The organism is Sorangium sp. So ce119, from assembly GCF_051524405.1.
Taxonomy (GTDB): Bacteria; Myxococcota_A; Polyangia; order Polyangiales; family Polyangiaceae; genus Sorangium; species Sorangium cellulosum_G.
Window position 1 is genome coordinate 2,861,590 of the sequence record NZ_CP150310.1, and the last position, 20,295, is coordinate 2,881,884.

At 74.0% G+C, this 20,295-nt stretch carries 12 protein-coding genes; 9 read left to right on the forward strand and 3 right to left on the reverse strand.

Going from position 1 to position 20,295, the window contains the following annotated elements:
- Positions 1–182 precede the first annotated feature (182 nt).
- From WME76_RS10915 to WME76_RS10925, 3 genes are all read left to right on the forward strand, one after another.
- Positions 183–1,880: a DUF1592 domain-containing protein gene (locus WME76_RS10915; RefSeq protein WP_437960081.1), complete on the forward strand. Its 1,698-nt coding sequence runs from the start codon at positions 183–185 to the stop codon at positions 1,878–1,880.
- Positions 1,877–3,241, forward strand: a complete 1,365-nt coding sequence (locus WME76_RS10920; protein ID WP_437960082.1) for a DUF1552 domain-containing protein — start codon at positions 1,877–1,879, stop codon at positions 3,239–3,241. The genes WME76_RS10915 and WME76_RS10920 overlap by 4 nt, the downstream gene beginning before the upstream one ends.
- A gap of 147 nt (positions 3,242–3,388) precedes the next feature.
- A complete protein-coding gene (locus tag WME76_RS10925; RefSeq protein ID WP_437960083.1) occupies positions 3,389–5,245 on the forward strand; it encodes a L,D-transpeptidase in 1,857 nt (618 codons plus the stop codon).
- Positions 5,246–5,404: 159 nt separating this feature from the next.
- On the opposite strand, the gene WME76_RS10930 is transcribed toward WME76_RS10925, so the two are convergent.
- A complete protein-coding gene (locus WME76_RS10930; protein ID WP_437960084.1) occupies positions 5,405–6,175 on the reverse strand; it encodes a hypothetical protein in 771 nt (256 codons plus the stop codon).
- Between the two features lie 75 nt (positions 6,176–6,250).
- On the opposite strand from WME76_RS10930, the gene WME76_RS10935 reads away from it, so the two are divergent.
- The 3 genes from WME76_RS10935 (at position 6,251) to WME76_RS10945 (ending at position 11,990) form a co-directional block, all read left to right on the forward strand.
- The gene (locus WME76_RS10935; protein ID WP_437960085.1) at positions 6,251–7,048 is read left to right on the forward strand and encodes a hypothetical protein; all 798 of its coding nucleotides are present in this window, start codon (positions 6,251–6,253) and stop codon (positions 7,046–7,048) included.
- A gap of 229 nt (positions 7,049–7,277) precedes the next feature.
- Positions 7,278–8,141 carry a fibro-slime domain-containing protein gene (locus WME76_RS10940; RefSeq protein WP_437960086.1) on the forward strand — a complete coding sequence of 288 codons (864 nt, stop codon included), beginning with the start codon at positions 7,278–7,280 and terminating at the stop codon, positions 8,139–8,141.
- A gap of 198 nt (positions 8,142–8,339) precedes the next feature.
- The gene (locus WME76_RS10945) at positions 8,340–11,990 is read left to right on the forward strand and encodes a protein kinase domain-containing protein (RefSeq protein ID WP_437960087.1); all 3,651 of its coding nucleotides are present in this window, start codon (positions 8,340–8,342) and stop codon (positions 11,988–11,990) included.
- A gap of 72 nt (positions 11,991–12,062) precedes the next feature.
- On the opposite strand, the gene WME76_RS10950 is transcribed toward WME76_RS10945, so the two are convergent.
- Complete coding sequence (locus WME76_RS10950; RefSeq protein ID WP_437960088.1) at positions 12,063–14,066, reverse strand: PAS domain S-box protein; 2,004 nt, start codon at positions 14,064–14,066, stop codon at positions 12,063–12,065.
- 359 nt (positions 14,067–14,425) lie between these two features.
- Here WME76_RS10950 and WME76_RS10955 point away from each other — a divergent pair, with 359 nt between their 5' ends.
- Entirely contained in the window at positions 14,426–15,118 is a 693-nt protein-coding gene (locus tag WME76_RS10955; protein WP_061614700.1) for a hypothetical protein, read from the forward strand.
- 59 nt (positions 15,119–15,177) lie between these two features.
- On the opposite strand, the gene WME76_RS10960 is transcribed toward WME76_RS10955, so the two are convergent.
- Complete coding sequence (locus WME76_RS10960; RefSeq protein WP_437960089.1) at positions 15,178–18,771, reverse strand: protein kinase domain-containing protein; 3,594 nt, start codon at positions 18,769–18,771, stop codon at positions 15,178–15,180.
- Between the two features lie 75 nt (positions 18,772–18,846).
- Here WME76_RS10960 and WME76_RS10965 point away from each other — a divergent pair, with 75 nt between their 5' ends.
- Together WME76_RS10965 and moaA are read left to right on the forward strand one after the other, a co-directional pair.
- Positions 18,847–19,098 carry a MoaD/ThiS family protein gene (locus WME76_RS10965; RefSeq protein WP_061614698.1) on the forward strand — a complete coding sequence of 84 codons (252 nt, stop codon included), beginning with the start codon at positions 18,847–18,849 and terminating at the stop codon, positions 19,096–19,098.
- A gap of 20 nt (positions 19,099–19,118) precedes the next feature.
- Positions 19,119–20,237, forward strand: coding sequence for a GTP 3',8-cyclase MoaA (moaA, locus tag WME76_RS10970; protein ID WP_061614697.1), 1,119 nt, complete (start codon positions 19,119–19,121; stop codon positions 20,235–20,237).
- Positions 20,238–20,295: the final 58 nt, after the last annotated feature.

Consider the following 20,295-nt stretch of genomic DNA (forward strand, 5'->3'; position numbering starts at 1 on the left):
GCTGGGCGATCTTTCGCGCGACACGCAGTGTCGCTAGGAGACTACGATACAGCCGGATTCACGGGGTCTCGCCGCCGCGGCTCCTTCCGTAACTGTCTTCCGTGGAGTACAAAATGGGGTCGCCTGATGCCCGGCGCCACAACGCGATGCATCGTGGCGATGACGTCCTGGAGAGAGGGCCTATGGATCGGTCAAGAGGACGGCGCCGCCGGGGGGAGCGCGGACCCGGCGGCGCTCTCGGGCTCGCGGCGGTCCTCGCGACGGCGGCCGCCTGCTCCGGCAGGCCCGGCGACGGCGCGACGCACGAGCCGCCGCGCTGCGCGGAGATCCAGCCGGGCGCCTCGCCGCTCCGGCGGATGACGCGCTTCGAGTACGACAACACGATCCGGGATCTGCTCGGCGACGAGAGCGCGCCGGCCGACGCCTTCGTCGTCGAGGAGGAGGCGCTCGGGTTCAACAACCAGGCGGCGGCGCTCGGCGTCACGCCGCTGCTCGCCGAGCAGCTCATGAAGGCCGCCGAGGCGATCGCGGCGCGGGCCGCGCGGGATCCCGCGCGGCTGCTCGCGGGGTGCGACCCGGCGGTGCAGGGGCCCGACGCGTGCGCCGCGGAGCTCATCGAGCGGCTCGGCAAGCGCGCGTTCCGCCGGCCGCTCACGCCGCAGGAGATCGCGCGCTTCGAGCGGCTCTTCGCCTGGGGGAACGACGAGCACGGCCTCTCGACCGGCGTCGAGGTGGTGATCCAGGCGATGCTCCAGTCGCCGCACTTCCTCTACCGCGTCGAGCTGGGCATGCCGGACCCCGCCGGGGACGCCGTGGTGCCGCTGTCGGACCACGAGATCGCCTCGCGGCTCTCGTACCTGCTCTGGAGCTCCATGCCGGACGACGCGCTGTTCGCCGCGGCGGACGCGGGCGAGCTCCGCACCGCGGAGCAGATCGCGGCGCACGCGCGGCGCCTCCTCGAGGACCCGCGCGCCCGCGCCGCGGTCGCAAACTTCCACGCGCAGTGGCTGCAGCTCACGAACATCGACACGATCGCCAAGGACACGGCGGCCTACCCGCGCTTCCACGACGGGCTCCCGGCGCTCCTCCGGGCCGAGACCGAGGCGTTCCTCGATCACGTCGTGTTCGAGGACGAGGCCGGCGACGTGGCGACCCTGCTGACGGCGTCCTACTCGCTGATGAACGCCGAGCTCCGCGCGTTCTACGGGCTGGAGGAGGCCCCGGCGGACGGCGCGGCGGCGCCCGGCGACCTCGCGGTCGTGCCGCTCGATCCGGCCGAGCGCGCGGGCTTCCTCACGCACGCGAGCCTCCTGTCGGTGCTCGCGAAGCCGGACCAGTCCTCGCCCATCCACCGCGGCAAGTTCGTCCGCGAGCGGCTGCTCTGCCAGACCCTGCCGCCCCCGCCGGCCGACGTGGACATCCAGCCGCCCGCGGTGCGGTCGGGCATCCCGACCCGCCGGCGGTTCGAGCAGCACGCGCAGGACCCGGGCTGCGCGGGTTGCCACCGGCTGATGGATCCGATCGGGTTCGGGTTCGAGCACTACGACGGCATCGGCCTCTACCGCGCGACCGACCAGGGGGTGCCGGTCGACGCGAGCGGCGAGATCGCCGGGAGCCGCGGCACCGACGGGCGCTTCGACGGGGCGGTGGAGCTCGCGCACCTGCTCGCGGAGAGCGACGAGGTGCGCCAGTGCGTCGCGACGCAGTGGTTCCGCTTCGGCTACGGCCGCGCCGAGCAGGCGGAGGACGAGTGCAGCATGAGCCAGATCCAGCGGGCGTTCGCCGACAGCGGGTACAACATCAAGGCGCTGCTCGTGGCGCTCACCCAGACCGACGCGTTCCGCTACCGGCGGGCGCCGGGCGCCGGGGGCGCGCCGTGAGCGGCGCCGCGCGGCACCGGCCGTCGAGGCGGCGGCTCGATCGGCGCACGTTCCTGCGCGGCGTCGGCGGGCTCGCCGTCGCGCTCCCGTTCCTCGACGCCATGTCCGGCTCGGCGAGCGCCGTCGAGTTCCCGAAGCGCTTCGTCGTCTTCTTCACGGGGCTCGGCACGGTCAAGACGGCCTGGCAGCCCACCGGCACCGAGGCGTCGTTCGAGCTCGGCGAGATCCTCGCGCCGCTCGCGCCCTACCGGGACAAGCTGCTCGTCGTCGAGGGCGTCGACATGGAGTCCGCCTACAACGGGCCGGGCGACGCCCACCAGCAGGGCATCGGCCAGGCGCTCACCGGCACGGAGCTCCAGGAGGGGACGCTCTTCCCCTACGCCTGCAACCCCGCCGCGCTGGTCGGCTGGGGCGGGGGCATCTCCGTCGACCAGCTCCTCGCCGCGCGGCTCGGGCAGCGCACGAAGCTCTCGTCGCTCGAGCTCGGCGTCCAGGTCCAGTACGCCAACGTCTCGTCGCGCGTCTCGTACCTCGGCCCGGGCCAGCCCGTCCCGCCCGAGGACGATCCGCGCGCGGCGTTCGACCGGCTCTTCACCGATCTCAGCGCCGATCCGGCGGACCTCGCGCGGCGGCGCGCGCTGCGCCGGCGGGTGCTCGGCGACGTCATGGAGGACTACGGCGCCCTGGCGCAGAAGCTCGGGGGCGAGGACCGGCAGAAGCTGGAGCACCACCTGGACGCCCTGAACGAGATCGAGGCGCGCCTCGAGGCGCCGGGGCTCCTCGGCGGCGCGTGCGCGCTGCCGGCGCTGGGCGAGCCGCTCGACGTGTACGCGAACGACAACTTCCCCGCGATCGGGCGGCTGCAGATCGATCTGCTCGCGACGGCGCTCGCCTGCGATCTCACGCGGGTCGCGTCGATCCAGTGGAGCGCGACGCAGGCGGGGAAGGTGTTCACCTGGCTGGGGCAGTCGGAGACGCACCACGCGCTCTCGCACTCGAACCTGGCCGACGCGGACAAGCAGCGGCAGCTCGTCGACATCGGCCGCTGGCAGGCGGAGCAGCTCGCGTACCTGCTCGGGAAGCTCGACGCCGTCCCGGAGGGCGCGGGCACGCTCCTCGACAACACGATCGTGCTCTGGTGCACCGACATCTCGGAGGGGCAGAGCCACTCGCGGCGCGACATGCCCTACGTGATCGCGGGGGGCGCCGGCGGGGCCCTGCGGACCGGGAGGTACCTGCGCTACGCCGGCGACCCCCACAACAACCTGCTCGTCACGCTGTGCAACGCGATGGGCGTGGAGGTGTCGAGCTTCGGCAACCCCGCGTACTGCACGGGGCTGCTGCCGGGCCTCCTGGCCTGAGCGGCGGGCGCGGCGCAGCAGGAGGCGCTGGCCGCGGGTGTTTTGGGCTTTTCGTCGCGCGCCGATTTTGGCAAGTACGCCCGCATGGGCGGCCTGCTGTCCTCCGGGAAGCCTCGTCGTGCGCTGCGCTCGGTGCGCGCAGCGCGCATGGTCCTTCGTCTCGCGCGTCTCGCGGCGCTCTCCGCGGCGGCCTCCGGGGCGTTCGCGTGCCAGAAGCCCGCGGACGCGCCGGCGGACGCCGGGGCGGTCGCCGACGACGCAGGCGGGGCGGCGACCGTCGCGGCGCTCGCGACCGGCGCGGCGCAGCCGGAGGCGCCGACAGGCGCCGCGGCGGAGCCGCCGAGCGGCAAGCCGCTGCTCGGCGTGACCGCCTTCGTGGCGACCGTCTACAAGGAGCCGCGCGACACGTCGAAGAAGCTCGGCTACCTGCGCGTCGGATCGAGGGTGCCGCGCTCCGCGGAGCCCGCCGGCACCGCCGGCTGCCCGGGCGGCTGGTACGAGATCGAGCCCCGCGGCTTCCTCTGCGTTGGCGAGGACGCGACGCTCGATCTCGACGACCCCATCCTCAAGGCCGCGGGCCCGGGGCCGAACCTGAGGACCGCGCTCCCGTACCGGTATGCGTTCGTCCGCGCCGTGCTGCCCCTCTACCTGCGCGTCCCCACGGCCGAGGAGCAGCGCAAGTCGGAGTTCAAGCTCGACGAGCACCTCGCGTGGTTCGAGGAGAACAAGGCGACCGTGCAGCGGGTCGTCCTCGGCGCGAACGACGTGCCGATCGACGAGCGCGGCGCGCCGCTGCCCGGGAAGCAGCTCGGCGAGCTCGGCCTCGCGAAGAACTCGCTCGAGCTCGGCGAGGGCGCCCTGCTCGGCGGGGGAGGGGAGAACGACCCGATCCCGTTCTGGCTGGAGGGCGGGAAGCGGGGCATCCGCAACATCAGCGACTTCAAGGTCCCGGAGTACGCGGTGTTCGCGGACCGGGCGCGGCGCTTCACCGGCCTGTCGCTGATCGGCTCGTTCCCGACCGGGCCGGAGGCGCTGAACCGGCGGTTCGCGATCACCACGGATCTGCGGCTCGCGCCTGCGACGAAGATCAAGCCCGACACGGGCTCTCCCTGGCACGGCGTCGAGCTGAACGATCAGCTCACGCTGCCGCTCGCCTTCGTCCGGGCGCGGGGCGCGCGCGACGCGCAGATCCAGGGCGACAAGGCGACGCCGGGCAAGGAGCTGCCCTTCCGCGACGTCGTCCCGCTGAGCGGGAGGATGCGCCGGATCGAGGGGATGAAGTACTACCGCACGAAGGACCAGCGGTACGTGAGCCAGCTCGACGTGGGGCTGGCGGTCGCCCCGTCGTCGTGGCCCGAGGTCGCGGAGAAGGGCGAGAAGTGGATCGAGGTCTCGATCCAGCACCAGACGCTGGTCCTCTGGGAGGGCAAGCGCCCGGTCTACGCCACGCTGGTGTCGACCGGCCAGGCGGGGGTGGCGGACCCGAAGACCACGACCGCGACGGTGCGGGGCATCTTCCGGATCCGCAACAAGCACATCACGGCGACCATGGACTCGAACGAGTCGTCGAGCGTCGGCGGCCGCGCGGAGACGACGGCGGACGCGCCCTCGGCCTCGCGCGGCGCGAAGCCGGACAAGGGCGGCTCCTCGAAGGAGCGTGCCGCGAAGAAGCCGGGCGCGAGCGCGGCGGCGAAGCCCGAGGCGGGCGCGCAGGCCCCCCGCAAGGGCGACGGGGAGTACGGCGTCACGCGGCGCCGCGGCGAGGGGACGTACGCCCTGAAGGACGTGCCGTACATCCAGTACTTCGCGAGCGGCTACGCGCTCCACGCCGCGTACTGGCACGACGTCTTCGGCACGCCGCGCAGCCACGGCTGCATCAACATGTCGCCGATCGACGCCCACCGGGTGTTCCTGTGGACCGAGCCCCGCGTCCCGCCGGGATGGCACGCCATCAACACGGGCGACGAGATGGGCGAAGGCACCACGATCATCATCCACGAGTGAATGAGAGGCGGTCGCCCGCTTCGGATACGGGCCCATCTCGACGTTTTCGGTGCTCGGCGTACAGGAGTACGCCTGTGCGCCGAAAACGCCGATCTGGGCCCGTCTCCTGTGCGGGCGACCGCCGCGATCGCCGTCTGGAGGAGAGAGAGGGGGGGCGCTTCAGAAGGCGCGAGGTGGAGCCGTGCGGAGGACGTCGTCGAGCGCGTCGTCTGCGGCGGCGGCGAGGGCGTCGAGCAGCGCGGCGAGGCGGTCGTGCTGCTCCGGCGTGAAGGGGGGCATGCCGAAGCGCGAGCGCACGCCGGACAGGCGCAGCGCGAGGCCGGCGCCGTCCTGGTAGCCGGCTATCCAGGGGCCGCGGGCGAGCTCGTCGCAGATGCGACGGAGACGCGCTTCGAAGGCGGCGCGGTCCGTGAGCGCGGCGGGCGGGGAGGGGGCGTCGGCGACGGACGGGGCGCCGGGGGGCGCGGCGGCTGGGGAGGGGGCGCGCCGAAGGAAGTGGTGGATGGAGGCGGCGGCCTCGCCGGGGGGGCCGTCGATGGCGGCGAGTCCGGCGCGGAGGGGGTCGAGGACGGGCGCGAGCCCGGTGCGGCGCAGGAGGGCGCCGTCGAGGCACATCTCCCAGAGCACATGGGCGAACAGCGCGAGCCGCGGCGCGCCGAGCGAGGCGCCGCGCAGCGCGTCGGCGAGGCGGCGCTCTCCCTCGACGAAGACGGGCGCGGCGTGGAACCAGCGGTCGAGGGCGACGTGATGATCGATGCCGGCCAGCACCTCGGCGAGGCGCGGCGGCAGGGCGGCGGGGCGCTCGGCTGCCCGCGAGGGCCTCACGCGCCGGTCGGCCATGCGCCAGAGATCCGGGAGCATCGCCCCCGCGCCGGCGGCGACCGATCCGAGGTCGCGCGCCGCGAGGTGGCGATGAAGCAGGAAATTCATGGGTTCAGGATGGCGCCGCCGCGCGGGGCGGTCGACGGTAAGCTGCCGCTGACTGACGGTACCTGAGGTCAACCGATGCCGCGCTCCCTCCCCCGCCTGTCGCTGTTCGAGTGGAACGACTCGCCGTGGTCTCCCGGTCCGCTGCGCGAGCTCATCATCGAGTCGCTGAGCCGGACGATCCGGTGGGGCGGCATGCTGCGCGGCCTGATCGAGCCGTTCCGGCGCTTCCTCGCCGCCTCGGGGGCGGCCGAGGTGATCGAGCTCGGCGCGGGCGCGGCCGGGCCGTCGGAGGTGCTCATCGGCGAGCTCCTGCGCGCGGGCGCGACGCCGCCGCGGTTCGTGCTCACGGATCTCCTGCCGCAGCCGGAGGCGTGGGCGGCCGCCGCCGCGCGGCACCCGTCGTTCGTCGCCTTCGAGCCCTCGCCGGTCGACGCGACGCGCATCCCGCCGGCGCTCGCGGAGGGCCGCGCGCGGCTGATGATCAACGCCTTCCACCACTTCTCTCCCGATCTCGCGCGGGCGATCCTGGCCGACGCGGTGCGCGGCTCGTCCGGCATCTTCCTGTCCGAGGGGTTCGAGCGGACCCCGCTGGGGTTCTTGCCGATGGTCCCGGTCGGCGTCGCGGCGCTCGCCGCGAACCCGCTGCTCACGCGCCGCTCCCGGGCCGCCAAGGCGTGGCTCACGTGGGCGACGCCGATCGCCGCCGCGGCCAGCGTGTGGGACGGCGTGGTGAGCACGCTGCGCGTCTACTCCGAGGCCGAGCTGCGCGACATGGTCGCCCCGCTCGGCGACGCGTTCACGTGGGAGTACGGCACCTACCGCTTCCCGCTCCTGGGTAAGGGGTACTACTTCTTCGGCGTTCCGGCGCGATGAGCTGGCGCCGAGGGCGCTCGGCGATCGCAGGAGCCTCCGACGAGCAGCTCACCGGGGATGGGTGAGCCAGCGGTATTTTTACGGCCGGGAACACCGGCCATTTTGTTGAAAAAAAATTGACCCGCTCCACCCACCCCCGCGCACAGGGGCGGAAGATGGCGGCGCGGTGTCTCCGACGTCGTTCCATGCGGACTCGATGGCTTCTACCGCTCGGGAAAAGGGGCAAGACATGATGGCTTATCGACGGACCATGATGGCGGTATCGGCGCTCGTCGCCCTCGTGGCGGCGACCGCGTGTGCAGGGGGGACCGGCGACGCTGCCTCGGACGGCGCAGGGACGGCGAGCGGCGGCGACGGGACGACGAGCGGCGGCGACGGGACGGCGAGCGGCGGCGACATCGGGCAGGACCCCATCGGCGACATCGGGGGCAGCGCGAGCTCGGGCGGTGGCCCGAGCCCGGACGGCGACGCCTGCGGCAGCGATCTCATCGCGATCGTGCGCGACTTCAAGGATACGCACCCGGATTTCGAGGGCCGGCCCGGGGAGGACCGGGGCATCGTGGACGCTCAGCTCGGCGCGGACGGCAAGCCGGTCTATGCGGGCGGCACCGAGGGCACGTTGACCACGAGCGGCAAGGAGGCCTTCGATCAGTGGTTCCGCGACGTGCCCGACGTGAACACCGCCATCCAGATATCCATCTCGCTCACGGACAACGGGAACGGCACGTCCACGTACGACAATTCCGACTTCTTCCCGATCGACGACATGGGGTTTGGCAACGAGGACCGGAGCCACAACTATCACTTCACGCTCGAGCTCCACACCACGTTTGAATACAAGGGTGGCGAGGTGTTCACCTTCTCGGGCGACGACGACCTCTTCACCTTCATCAACGGCCACCTCGCGATCGATCTGGGCGGTATTCACAAGCCGGAGAGCGCGACGATCGACCTGGACGCGCGCGCGCAGGAGCTCGGCATCACGCCGGGCAACAAGTACGCGCTCGACTTCTTCTTCGCCGAGCGCCGCACGATCGAGTCGAACTTCCGCATCGACACGTCCATCGGTTGCTTCACCCCGGTCGTCAACTGAGCCCGGTCGTCCGCTGACCCGGCGCGACCTGGGCCCACAGCGCCCTTCATCTTCCCACCGTCCGCGTTCCTCGGCTCACCGCCCCGCCCGCGCCGTATCCCGCCCAGCGGCTCGCGCCGACCGCCCCCCGTTCCCTCCTGGAGCGGCCGCCGCTGCCACCTTGCTCGTGGTTCATCGCAACAGGTAGCCTAGGCAACGATGCAGGCCAGCGACCCGTTCGGCTGGGTAGGGTCGATCATCGACGGCCAGTTCGCCGTCGAGGCGCTGGCGGGCGAGGGAGCCTTCGGCGTCGTCTACCGGGCCCGGCACCTCGGCTTCGACGCGCCCGTCGCCGTCAAATGCCTCAAGATCCCCACGGGCCTGAGCCCCGACCAGCAGGACGGGTTCCTCGCCAAGTTCCGCGAGGAGGCGCGCCTGCTCCACCAGCTCTCGCGCCGGACGATGGGCATCGTCCAGGCGCTCGACATCGGCGCCGCCGCCGCGCCGAGGGGGCCCTGGACCCCGTACATCGTCATGGAGTGGCTCGAGGGCGAGACGCTCGAGCAGGACCTCAAGCGCCGCCGCGCCGAGAACGTCCCGCCGCGGAGCCTCGGCGAGACGATCAAGCTCCTCGCGCCGGTCGCCTCCGCGCTCGCCGTCGCGCACGACGGGAACGTCTCGCACCGCGACGTCAAGCCGGCCAACCTGTTCCTGCTCGGCGATCGCATGAAGGTGCTCGACTTCGGGCTCGCCAAGGTCTTCTCCGAGACACCGAAGTTCGCCGAGGCGCTCGTCCAGACGGGACGAACGTTCCGCGCCTTCACGCCGCAGTACGGCGCGCCGGAGCAGTTCAGCCCGCGGTTCGGCGCCACCGGGCCCTGGACCGACGTCTACGCGATGGCGCTCATCCTGATCGAGGTCGCCAGCGGTCAGCCTGCGCTCTGCGGCGCCGACGTCATCCAGCTCTTCGTCGCGTCGAGCGATGAGGCGATCCGGCCGAGCCTCCGCGCCCGCGGGGTGAACGCGAGCGTCGACGTCGAGGCGGTCCTCGGCCGCGCGCTCGCGATCCACCCGTCGCAGCGGTTCCATAACCTCGGCGAGATGTGGTCCGCCCTGGAGGCCGCCCACCGCGCGAGCGTCGTGGTTGTCGCGCGCGACACCCTGCGCGCGCCCGCCTTCAGCCCGGGCGCGAGCGACGACGATCCCGACGGGCTGCTCGACTTCGCCGCCGTCCACGTCCCGCCGCTGCCCCCGCCGCCGTCGCTGTCGCTGCCGCCGTCGTCGCGGCGGCCGCCGTCGATGCCGCCGCCGTCGCCGCCGCGGTGGGCGCCGGAGAGCAGCGGGGTGAGGGGGACCGTGAGCCACGATCGCAGCGCGCCGAGGGGGCGGGCCGTCGTGCCGTTCGAGGGCGGAGAGCACCGGATCTGCACCGTCCTGTTCGCCGATCTGTCGGAGGTGACCGCGCTCTCGTCGCGGCTCGATCCCGAGGACGTCAAGGACGTCGTCGACCGCTGCTACCAGGTGCTCGCGGAGCACGTCGAGCAGATGCACGGCGTCGTCGAGCGGCCCATCGGCGGGCGCGTCATGGCCGTCTTCGGCGTCCCCCGCTCGACCGACAACGACGCCGAGCGCGCGATCGTCGCGGCGCTCGGGGCGCAGGCCGCGATCCCGAAGCTCACGCTGCCGCGCGCGGCGCGCTCGGTCCGCCTCTCGGTGCGGATCGGGATCACGACCGGGCGGGCCTTCGTCGGCAGCGGGGGCTCGGCGCGCCAGGACCTCGCCGTCGTCGGCGACGCGGTCGACGGCGCCGCGCGCCTCCAGCAGCTCGCGCCCCGCGGCGCGATCGTGATCGGCCGCGACACCCACCGCCTCGTCCTCGGGCGCTTCCGGATGGAGCCCTTCGAGGGGATCGCCGTCGCGGGCCGCGCCGCGCCCGAGCCCCCCGCGCGCGGCGCGGCGCCGCCGATGTACCGCGTGCTCGGCGAGGGCCCGCTCCACCACGCCTTCGCGCCGCCCGATTTTCACGGGCTCGCGACGCGCCTCGTCGGGCGCGGCGCGGAGATGCAGCGCCTGTGCGATCTCGTCGAGACCGCCTTCCACGAGCGGCGGCCGCGGCTCATCACGCTGGTCGGCGCGCCCGGCGTGGGCCGGACGCGGATGCTCGCCGAGCTCGTCGCGGAACTCGGGGGCGGGGCACCGCGCGGCGGGGCGGAGCGCGGCGGGGCGGAGCGCGGCGGGGCAGCGCGCGGCGGGGCAGCGCGCGGCGGGGCAGCGCGCGGCGGCTCCAGCCCCGAGCACGGCCTCGCCTCCGCGCTGCCCGGGGAGCCGTTCGTCCTGCCCGCGCAGTGCTCGGCGCTCGCGCAGGAGACGAGCTACGGGCTGGCCGGCACGCTGCTGCGCCGGTGGTTCGGGATCCACGAGGCCGATCCGGCCCAGGTCATCCTGCGGAAGCTGCGCCGCGGTCTGCGCTGGCTGCGGCTGCGCGCCGCGCGCTCCCGCGCCCGCGCCGAGCGCGAGGCCGCCGGCGCGGGGGCCCGGGCCGCGCTCGGAGGCGCGTCGCCCGTCGTCACCCGCGCGACGTCCGTCCCCCTGCGCGGGCCGATCAGCTCGACCGTGAGCGGGCGCAGGGGCGCCGGCGCCGTGCAGTACGAGGACGACGACGAGCTCGATCCGTCTCCATCGCTGGCGAGGCCGCTCGGATCGAGCGATCTCGAGGACATCCTCGCCCGGCTGGCGGCCATCCTCGGCGCGCGGCCAGCGCCCGCCGGGCTCCTCGACACCGCGGCGCGCGGCAGCGTCCTGGCGAAGCGCCGGATCGCGTCCGCGCTCGCGCACCTGGTCACGTTCGCGCTCGAGCGGACGGCGATGGTGATCGTCTGCGACGATCTCCAGTGGGCCGACGACGCGACGCTCGATCTGCTCGAGGAGCTCGTGGCGCACGCCGAGGGGCTGCCGCTCTGCGTGGTGTGCGCCGCGCGCCCCGAGCTCTACGAGCGCCGCCCGGACTGGGGCATCGCGAAGGAGGCCTACGTCCGCGTCGACGCGCTCCCGCTCGCGCGGCGGCACACCGAGGAGATGATCCGCGACCGGCTCCGCGGCGTCTCCGAGCTGAGCCCCGAGCTCGTGCGCGCGCTCGCCGAGCGCGCCGAGGGCAACCCGCGCACCGTCGAGGAGATGCTCCAGCACCTCGTGGACGCGGGCGCCATCGAGGCCGAGGGGGGCGCGTGGCGCGTGCGCGAGGACGCGCTGGGCACGCTGAGCTTGCCGCCGACGGTGCACGGCGTCGTCCAGGCGCGCCTCGACCGGCTCGACGCCGACGCGCGCGGGCTCCTCGCGCAGGCCGCGGTCGTCGGTCGGACCTTCTGGGAGGGCGCGGTCGAGCGGCTCCGGAACGACGCCCCGCAGGCGCGCTCGCCGATGTCGAGCGAGCGCATCCTCGCGGAGCTCCAGGATCTCGATCCGCCGTTCTCGGTGCGCCACGGCGGCGGCGCGTCCACCGGCGAGCTGCTCGCGCGCCTGTGCGAGCGCCAGCTCATCCGGCTGCGCTCCCCCGCGACGTTCCCGGGCGAGCGCGAGTACGTCTTCGCGGAGCAGGCGACGTGCGAGGTCGCCTACGAGATGCTGAGCCTCAAGATCCGCCGGCGCATCCACCTGCTCGTCGCCGACTGGCTGGAGCTCCGCGCGCCGGGCGACGAGGGCGCCGCGCTGCTCGCCCACCATTACGATCGGGGCGGTGATCTGCGGGCCGCGGCGGCCGCGTACACCCGCGCCGCGACGTACGCCGCCGCGATCGGCGAGGGCGCCGAGGCGACCCGCCACGCGGCGCGGGCCCGCGAGCTGCGCGAGGAGTTCGAGGCCGACGAGGCGTAGCGCCGGGCAGCGTCGATGCTCGGCGCTCCGCGCGCGCCCCCGCGCTCCGCGCGCGCCCCTGCGCTCCGCGCGTCAGCGCTTGCCGTGCCGCAGCCTCGGCAGCCGGGCGCCGGACACGAGCAGCGCGTGGCGCAGGGCGTCCTCCAGCTCGGCGAAGGTCTCGAACGTCCGCGCGTCGCTGCCGAGCTCGACGATCGCCTGCGCGACCCTCGGGGAGATGCCCGAGATGAGGCAGCGGCTGCCGAGCAGGCTCGCGGCGCGGGCGACCTGGAGCAGGTGGTCGACCGTCGGCGCGTCCACGTCCTCCACGCCGGTCAGATCGAGCACGGCGAAGTGGGCCTGCGTGCGGACGATCTCCCCGAGCAGCTTCTCCATGATCTGCGTGGCCCGGCCGCTGTCGAGCGCGCCGATGATCGGCAGCACGAGGACGCCCTCCCACGCCTGGATGATCGGCGTCGAGAGCGCGCGGATCGCCTCCTGCTGCTGGCGCAGGACGCTCGCGGTCCGCTCGCGCTCGGCGTTCTCCTCGGCGAGCATCCGGTTCTTGCCCTCGAGCTCCTCCGCGTACGCCTCGAGGCGCTCGATCGACTGGCGGAGCTGGTCCTCGAGCCGCTTGCGATCGGTCGTGTCCCGCATCGTCACGGCCACGCCGTCCTGGATCGGCACGATCTGGTGGTGCACCCAGGCGCCCGGGCGCGACGGCTGGCCGGGGGGCGCGGGCAGGAGGACCTCCTCCTCGATCGGCGCCCCCTTCCGGACGACGCGCAGGCACCTGTCGAGGAGGACGCCGGCCTCGGGCGAGTGACCGAGCTCCGACAGGCGCTGGCCGAGGAGCTCCTCGCGCGGCATCGAGAGCATCGCCGCGGCGCGCGCGTTGAGCCCCGTGATCACGAGATCGGCGACCTCCTCGCGCCCGTCGCGCCGGCAGATCATCGTGAGGAAGGCGTCCATGCTGGCCTCGACGGCCGCGTGGAACCGCGCCTCGCTCTCCCGTCGCTGCTCCTCGGCGCGCCGGCGATCGGTGATGTTCTCCGCGACGATGAGCAGGTTCGTGGCGTCGCCGGCGCCCGGGATCGTGCTGACGTGGTTCGCGTACCACGCCCGCTCGCCGTTCGCCCCGAGCCCGACCACCTCGTAGCGCGCCCGCTCGCCGGTCTGGAGCGCGGTCTGGAGCGCCTGCCTCACCGTGTCGTGGTACTCCGGCGCCGTGAAATCGTAGAGGCTCCTGCCGAGGACCTCCGCCTTCCGGACCGCCGGATACAGCCGGTTCACGGAGACGATCCTCGCGTCCTTGTCGGCCACGATCAGGATGTGCGGGATGCCCTCGTACAGCGCGCGCAGCTTCTCCTCGGACTCGCGGAGCGCCAGCTCGGCGCTCTTGCGCCGCGTCACGTCGCGGGCGACGAAGTAGACGAGCCCCTCGTCGAGCGCGAGCATCGCGTTCCACTCGAGCCACCGGTACGAGCCGTCCTTGCAGCGGAAGCGGTTCTCGTAGGTCAGCGTCTGCGCGCCCGTCGAGAACGTATCGGTCTCGGACAGGGTGCGCGCCCTGTCCTCGGGGTGGATGAAGTCGACGTACGGCCGGCCCATCAGCTCCTGGCGGCTGAAGCCGAGCGTGCGCTCCCACGAGGGGCTGAGCTCCTTGAAGCGCCCGTCGAGCGTGGCCGTGCCGAGCATGTCGACGGCGAGCGCGTAGAGCCGCCGCTGCTCCTTGTCCTCCTCGCGAACGACGGCGCGCAGGACCGGCCCGGCGCCGTCGGCGAGGGCGAGCCGCGCGAGCTGCGTATCGGCCTGGACGAAGCCACCGCCCGGGCGCCGGTAGAGCCAGCGGAACCGCTGCGGCTCGCCGCGGCTCGCCGCCTCGATCTTCTGCTTCAGCCCTTCTGCGGAGGCCTGGCCATCCGGCTGGAGGAGCGGTGACAGGTCCGCGAGCTCGCGCCCGAGGAGGCCCTGCGCGGGCCCCGAGAACAGCCGCGTCGCGCTCGGGTTGGCGTCGATCACGCGGCCGTCCTCGAGGAGCAGGAGCGCGTCCTCGGCCGCCTCGAACGCGGCGCGGTGGAGATCACGGTGGCTCATGGTCGGCGCCGCCCGCTGTCAGGAGCGCCACGCTGCTGGGTTGTCCTGTCGACCTCGATCGCCAATCGGCACCTCGAGCGGCCGCCGTCCCCACCGCTCGGTCGCTGCCGCAACAGCTCATTGTGCAGGAACCCCCGTTGGAGATCGAGATCGATGCGCCGCGCAGCTCGCCCGCGCGCCTCGTCGCGCCCTGTTGGCTGCCTGCCATCCGTCTTTCGTCGGCCTTCCGTCTGTCTTCCTATCTCTCTTCCCGCGCGCCCCTCACGCCGCGCGCCGTGGTAGCGTGGGTGTGTGTCGGGGAGGTTTCCTTCTGCACGGCCTGCTGGCGGGGGGCCAGCGCGCGGCGTGAGGGGCGCGCGATGATCTCCGAGGCGTGCGGCCTCTGTGCGTGGCCGGCGAGCCTCGTGGTCGAGGACGTGCAGCGGCACAAGAGCGCGCTCATCGACGTCGCGTTGCAGATGCGCGCCGACGGCAAGGAGCCGCTCGCGCGCGTGGCCTTCCGGGGCGCGCTGTACTGGCAGCGGTGGCTCCTGACGAAGGAGCCTGGGCTCCACGAGGAGGCGCGCGTCGTCTCCGGGCTCGAGTTCGCGCGCGAGGCTGGCGACTGGAAGGAGGCCGATCTGCTCGTCGCGCACGCCGACCGGTCGAGCGCCCTCGCGCAGCTGCCTTTCGTCGAGCACTGGAAGAAGCTCGTCGCGCAGCACTTGCCGGAGCAGGTGAGCGACGAGCACGAGCTCGAGGAGGCGTTCCAGGAGTTCCGCCGTCACCCCAGCGAGCAGGCTGCGGAGGGCGTGCGTCGTTGCGCGACGGCGATCGCGCCGCTCGGCTCGCCGGTCCCGGTGCACACCATCCTCGCGCGTGTCGCGACCGGCCTCGGTCAGACCGACGAGGCCGAGTTCCACCTCGCCGCGCTCGTCGTCTGCCGCCCGCTCTGGATCCCCTACGTCGTCCAGCTCGCCGAGCACCAGGCGAAGCTCGACCTCCCCCGCGCCCTCCGCACGATCGAGGCCGCGCGCCGCCTCTTCGGCCCCGACTTCTGGCTACCGCTGTAGACCTCGCCCCTCGGCCGAGGCGCGCCCGCGCACAGCTCATCCGCGCCACGCCAGCCGGTTCAGGCCAGCGCCAGCGTCCTCATCCACCCGTTGATCCGCGCCCCCGCCGGCTTGGGCCACCCCATCCGCGCGAACCGCTCCAGCAGCTGCGGCGTGTGGTCCCCCGTCCGGCTGTCCTTGAAGGACGCCCGCGCCGCGTCGAGCTCCCGCGCGGCCTCGTGGAACCGCCCCTCGTGGTACGCGAGCCACGCGAGCGTCAGGTGCCGGTGCTGCCGCGGCTCGGCCTCGGCGAGCGCCACCGCCTCGCACGCCACGAGGTGGTCCCGCGCCTGCTCCGCGTCCCCGCGGTGCAGCGCGATCTGCGCGAAGAGCAGCCGCGCCTCGACGAGCCCCCACGGGTCCGCCAGCGTCTCGTAGATCCTGCCGGCCGCGAGCGCGTGGTCCTCGGCGAGCTCCGGCGCGCCCGCGTCGAGCGCCACCATCGAGAGGAGCCGCTCGCACCCCGCCTCGCCGCGCGGGTTCGCGAGATCGCGGAAGCTCTGCCGCGCCGCGAGCGCGCCCGCGCGCGCCGCCTCGAAGCGGCCGAGGCGGTGATCCACGTGCGCGAGCGTCAGGTCGCACTGCGCGAGCCCGAGCCGGTAGCCGATCGCGTCGAAGTCGGCGCGCGCCGTCGTGAGCAGCGCCCGCGCCGCCTCGGACAGCGCCCCGGCCTGCTCGACCATGCTCTGGAGGAGCAGGCACTGCGCCCGGCCGAGCCGATCGCCGACCTCCAGGAACCGCGCCTCGCCCGACGCGAGCACCGCCCGCGCGCGGGTGTGCTCGCCGAGCTGGTAGTCGATCTCCCCGAGCAGCACCTCGCACTGCGCCTGCCCGTGGCGGTGGCCGATCTCGTCGAAGATCGCGTGCGCGCGCGCCACGAGCCGCCGCCCCTGCGCCTCCGCGCCGACGTCCGACGCGATGTGCCCGAGCAGGCGCAGGCAGTGCGCCTGGTTCTCCCGGTCGCCCGCGTGCTCGAAGATGCGCCGCGCCTCCTCCGCGTCGCGCCGCGCCTCGTCGAGCCGGCCCGCCAGCCGCAGCGCCTCCGACCGGAAGCGGAGCTGCGTCCCGAGCCGCGTCCCGGTCAGGATGGGCCGCGTCTCCGCGCCGCCCCGGAGCCCCGGGCGCGAGTCGCTGCCCGGCAGCTTGCCGTCGAGCACGGCGAGATCACGCAGCGTGGCCGAGATGTCGCGCGAGCTCTGCCAGTGCGCCGCCACGTGCGCGTGCATGAGGTCCGCCGCCTCGTCGGTGTCGCCGGCGCGCAGCAGGTTGACCACCCGGTGGCGGAGGATGCGGCGGCTCGACGCCGCCGGGTGCGCCCCGAGCGCGTCGGCCGCCGCGCGGAAGACGCGCGCCGCGTCCGGCTCGAGGAAGAGCTGCGAGAGGAGGTGCTCCTGGAGCAGCGCGTGCGGCCAGCGCAGCCGGTCGCCCACGGCGAGGAGGATCTGCGCGCGCTGCATCGCCGCGATCGCGCGATCCGCGGGCACGTCGAGCGCCTCGAGCAGCGCGCGCAGGATCTCGCGCCGGATGTCGCCGCCGAGCGCCGCCGCGGCGCGCGCGCCGCACCGGAGCTCGGCGGGCAGCGCCGCGAGCCGCTCCTCCCAGAGGTCGGCGGTTGTCGACGCGTGCACCGCCATCGACCCGCGCGGCACGAAGTACTTGCCCGCGCGGAGCTGGAGGTGGCCGCCGCCCGCCCACGCGTGCAGGAGCTGCAGCGCGAAGAGCGGGTTGCCCTTGCTCCGCGCCGTCGCCGCCTCGGCCGCCGCGTCGTCGAGCGGCAGCGTCTCGCGGAGCAGCGCGTGCGTCTGCGTCGGGTTCAGCGGGGCGACGTCGAGCCGCTCCCCGCCGTACGCCGCGAGCGCGCCCTCCAGCCGCCGCGCCGCCGCCGGATCGCACTCGACCGCCTCGCTCCGGACGGTGGCCACGACGAGCAGGCCGAGGTTCGGCGCGTCGCGGTGGAGCGTGAGGAGCCCCTCGAACGTCGTCGACGAGGCGTAGTGCAGGTCGTCGAGCCACAGCAGCACCGGCCGATCGCGGCCGATCCGCTCCAGCGTCTTGCGGATGATCAGCCAGCGGAGCTCCGGGCGATCCAGGCGGAAGCGCTTCCCCGTCGGGCCGACCGCCTCGCTGCCGGGAGGCGACGGCTTGATCCACTCGGCGGTCGCGGCGACCCACGTCTTGCCGACCTCGTCCTCGGGCGGGACCTCCCAGAGGTTCATCAGCACCTTCTCGACGATCTCCCGCTCCGCCCGCTCCAGCCGGTAGTGCTGGGTCACCGCGCCGAGCACGCCGTCGAGCGGCGCCGCGATCCGCCGGTAGCGCGCGCGCAGCGGCACCATGAGCGCGCGCTCGTGGACCTCCTCGCAGAGCCACTCGGCCAGCCGGCTCTTGCCGACGCCGGCCTCGCCCGCGAGCAGCACGAACCGGTGCATCGCCTTCGGCGCGTCGACCATCTCGGCCACGACCTCCATGAGGCGCGCCCGCTCGCCGGTGCGCGCCACGAACGGGCTCGGCCGGAGGGCGAGCAGGCCCGTGGTGGTCACGGACGGCGGCGGATCGTCGTCTGGAGGCTCGATCAGCTCGGGCGTGAGCAGCTCCTTGCGGCTCGGGGGCAGCCGGCCGCTCGTCAGGAGCGCGATCGGCAGCGGCGTGGCGGTCGCGTTCACGTCGCTGCGCGGCTCGAACCGCTTCCAGACCCGCCGCGCGTCGCCCGCGAAATCGAACCGGTGCCACGGCCGCTTCGCGAGCAGCCGCTTCGCGAACTTCGCGACGTCGCCGGGCACCTCGGGCGGCAGCGGCAGATCCGGGATCGGCGCGCTCCGGTGCTGCTGGAGGAGCTCCTCGTTCGTGCCGTCGTAGACCTCGCCGCCGGCGAGCAGCGCGTAGAGGATGCAGCCGAGCGCGTACAGATCCGTCGGCGGCCCGACGTGGGGCGCCGCGAAGCGGATCTGCTCGGGCGCCATCCAGCCCGGGGTGCCGGCGCCCCAGCGCACCGTCGGTTCGCTCTCCCGGGAGCCGTCGAGCCGGTGATCGACCCGGTCCTGGATGAGCCAGGCGAGCCCGAGGTCGAGCACGTGCACGATCGGCGGCTCGCCGCCGTGCTGCAGGTCGACGAGGACGTTCGACGGCTTCAGGTCGCCGTGGATCACGCCGCGCGCGTGCGCGTGCGCCAGCGCGCCGAGGACCTGGTCGATGACGCTCCAGATGATCGGCCAGGGCAGGGGGTTCTCGAGCCGCGCGAGGTAGAGCCACTCGTGGAGCGATCGCCCCGGGACGGCGTCCATCACGAGGTACGGCGTCCCGTTGGTGAGCGCCCCGAAGTCGCGGGCCTTCACGAGCGCCGGGTGCGAGAGCCCGGCGAGCGCGCGGGCCTCTTCCTGGAACCACCAGGCGTCCTCGGGCCGCGCGGCCGTGCCCGGCCGATCGAGCAGCTTCACCGCGACGCGCTCGTCGATCACGAGATCGCGGCAGAGATAGACGACGCCCATGCCGCCGCGACCCAGCTCGCGACGGACCTGATAGCGACCGGCCAGGATGGTGCCCGGTAAAAAGCCTTCTTCGGACATGGCGGAGAGCGGTCCGATGATAGCCGTGCCGGCCGTGCCCGGTAGGCTCATCTCGCCGGGGTGGCCCGGGGGCGCTCGGCCCCAGTTCGTCGTGTCGCGGCAGCGCAGCGATGCTAGCTTCCGGCCATGGATGCCGCCGTTCGCGTGCTCGCGTTCGCAGGCGCGAGAGATGTCCTCGGCGCCGGAGAGGTCGCGCTGCCGCTCGCCGGCCCCTGCACGGCGGCGGAGCTCCTCGACCACGTCTGCGCCCGATATCCCGGGCTCATCCCCTACAAAGGCTCGATCCGGGTCGCGGTGAACGGCGTGTATGCGACGCCGAGCGATCCTGTAGGTTTCGGCGATGAGGTGGCGCTCATCCCACCTGTGGCGGGCGGCTAGGGAGACCCGCGAGGGACGACATGCCTTCTTCGACTGGCCTCGATCCGGCGCCCACATCAGCGGACGCATCGGCCCTGAGGCGGCGCTCGCTGCCGCTCCTCGCCGGGGGCGAGGCGGGGCGCCGCGCCGCCACGATCCCGTACCGCGACGGCGCCGTCGAGGCGCCCGGCGCTCGCGCGGCGCCCCCGCCGCGGAGCGTGCGCGTCTCCGTCACGGACCGGTGCGACTTCGCCTGCACCTACTGCCGCCCGTCGCGCCATGACGGCTACGCCGACGGCCGGCTCATGACGCCCGCCTGGCGCACGATGTTCGAGGCCCTGCGCGACGCCGGCGTCCGGCGGGTCCGCCTGACCGGCGGCGAGCCGCTGCTCCACCCCGACATCGTCTCCATCGTCGCGTGCCTCGCCTCGCTCGGCTTCGACGATCTGGCCCTCACGACGAACGCGTCGCAGCTCGCGCGGCTCGCCGGGCCGCTGCGCGACGCCGGGCTGCACCGCCTGAACGTCTCGATCGACACCCTCGATCCGCAGCGTTTCCGCGAGGTGACCCGCGGCGGTGACCTCGCCCGCGTGCTCGGGGGCCTCGACGCGGCGGTCGCGGCGGGCTTCTCCTCCATCAAGCTGAACACGGTCGTCCTCCGCGGGGTGAACGACGACGAGATCGAGCGCCTCGCGCTGTGGGCCTGGGAGCGGCGGATGATCCCGCGCTTCCTCGAGGTGATGCCGATCGCCGAGGGGGCCAGGCTCGTCGGCGAGCACCTCGTCACGGCGGCCGAGATGCGGGCGCGGCTGGCCGAGCACCTCCTGCCGGAGGAGGCGGTCACCGATCCGGGGCTCGGCCCGGCGCGGTACGTCCGGGCCCGCCGCGACCCGTCGCTCCGCGTGGGGTTCATCTCGGGCACGAGCGACACGTTCTGCGAGAGCTGCGACCGCCTGCGCGTCTCGTCGACGGGCGTGCTCCGGCCGTGCCTCGCCACGGACGACGGGGTCGACGCCTCGCGCGAGGCGAGGGCCGGCGATCGGGAGGCGATCCGCCAGCGCCTCGACGAGGCGTGGCGCCTCAAGCCGGACGGCACGGTCTGGAAGGGGTGCACCGAGGAGACGGCGTCCTCGGTGTCGATCCGCGCTATTGGCGGCTGAGGCGGCGGCTGAGTCGGCGGCTGGCGCGCCGGCTGACCGGCGCGGCTCCGGGGCCACG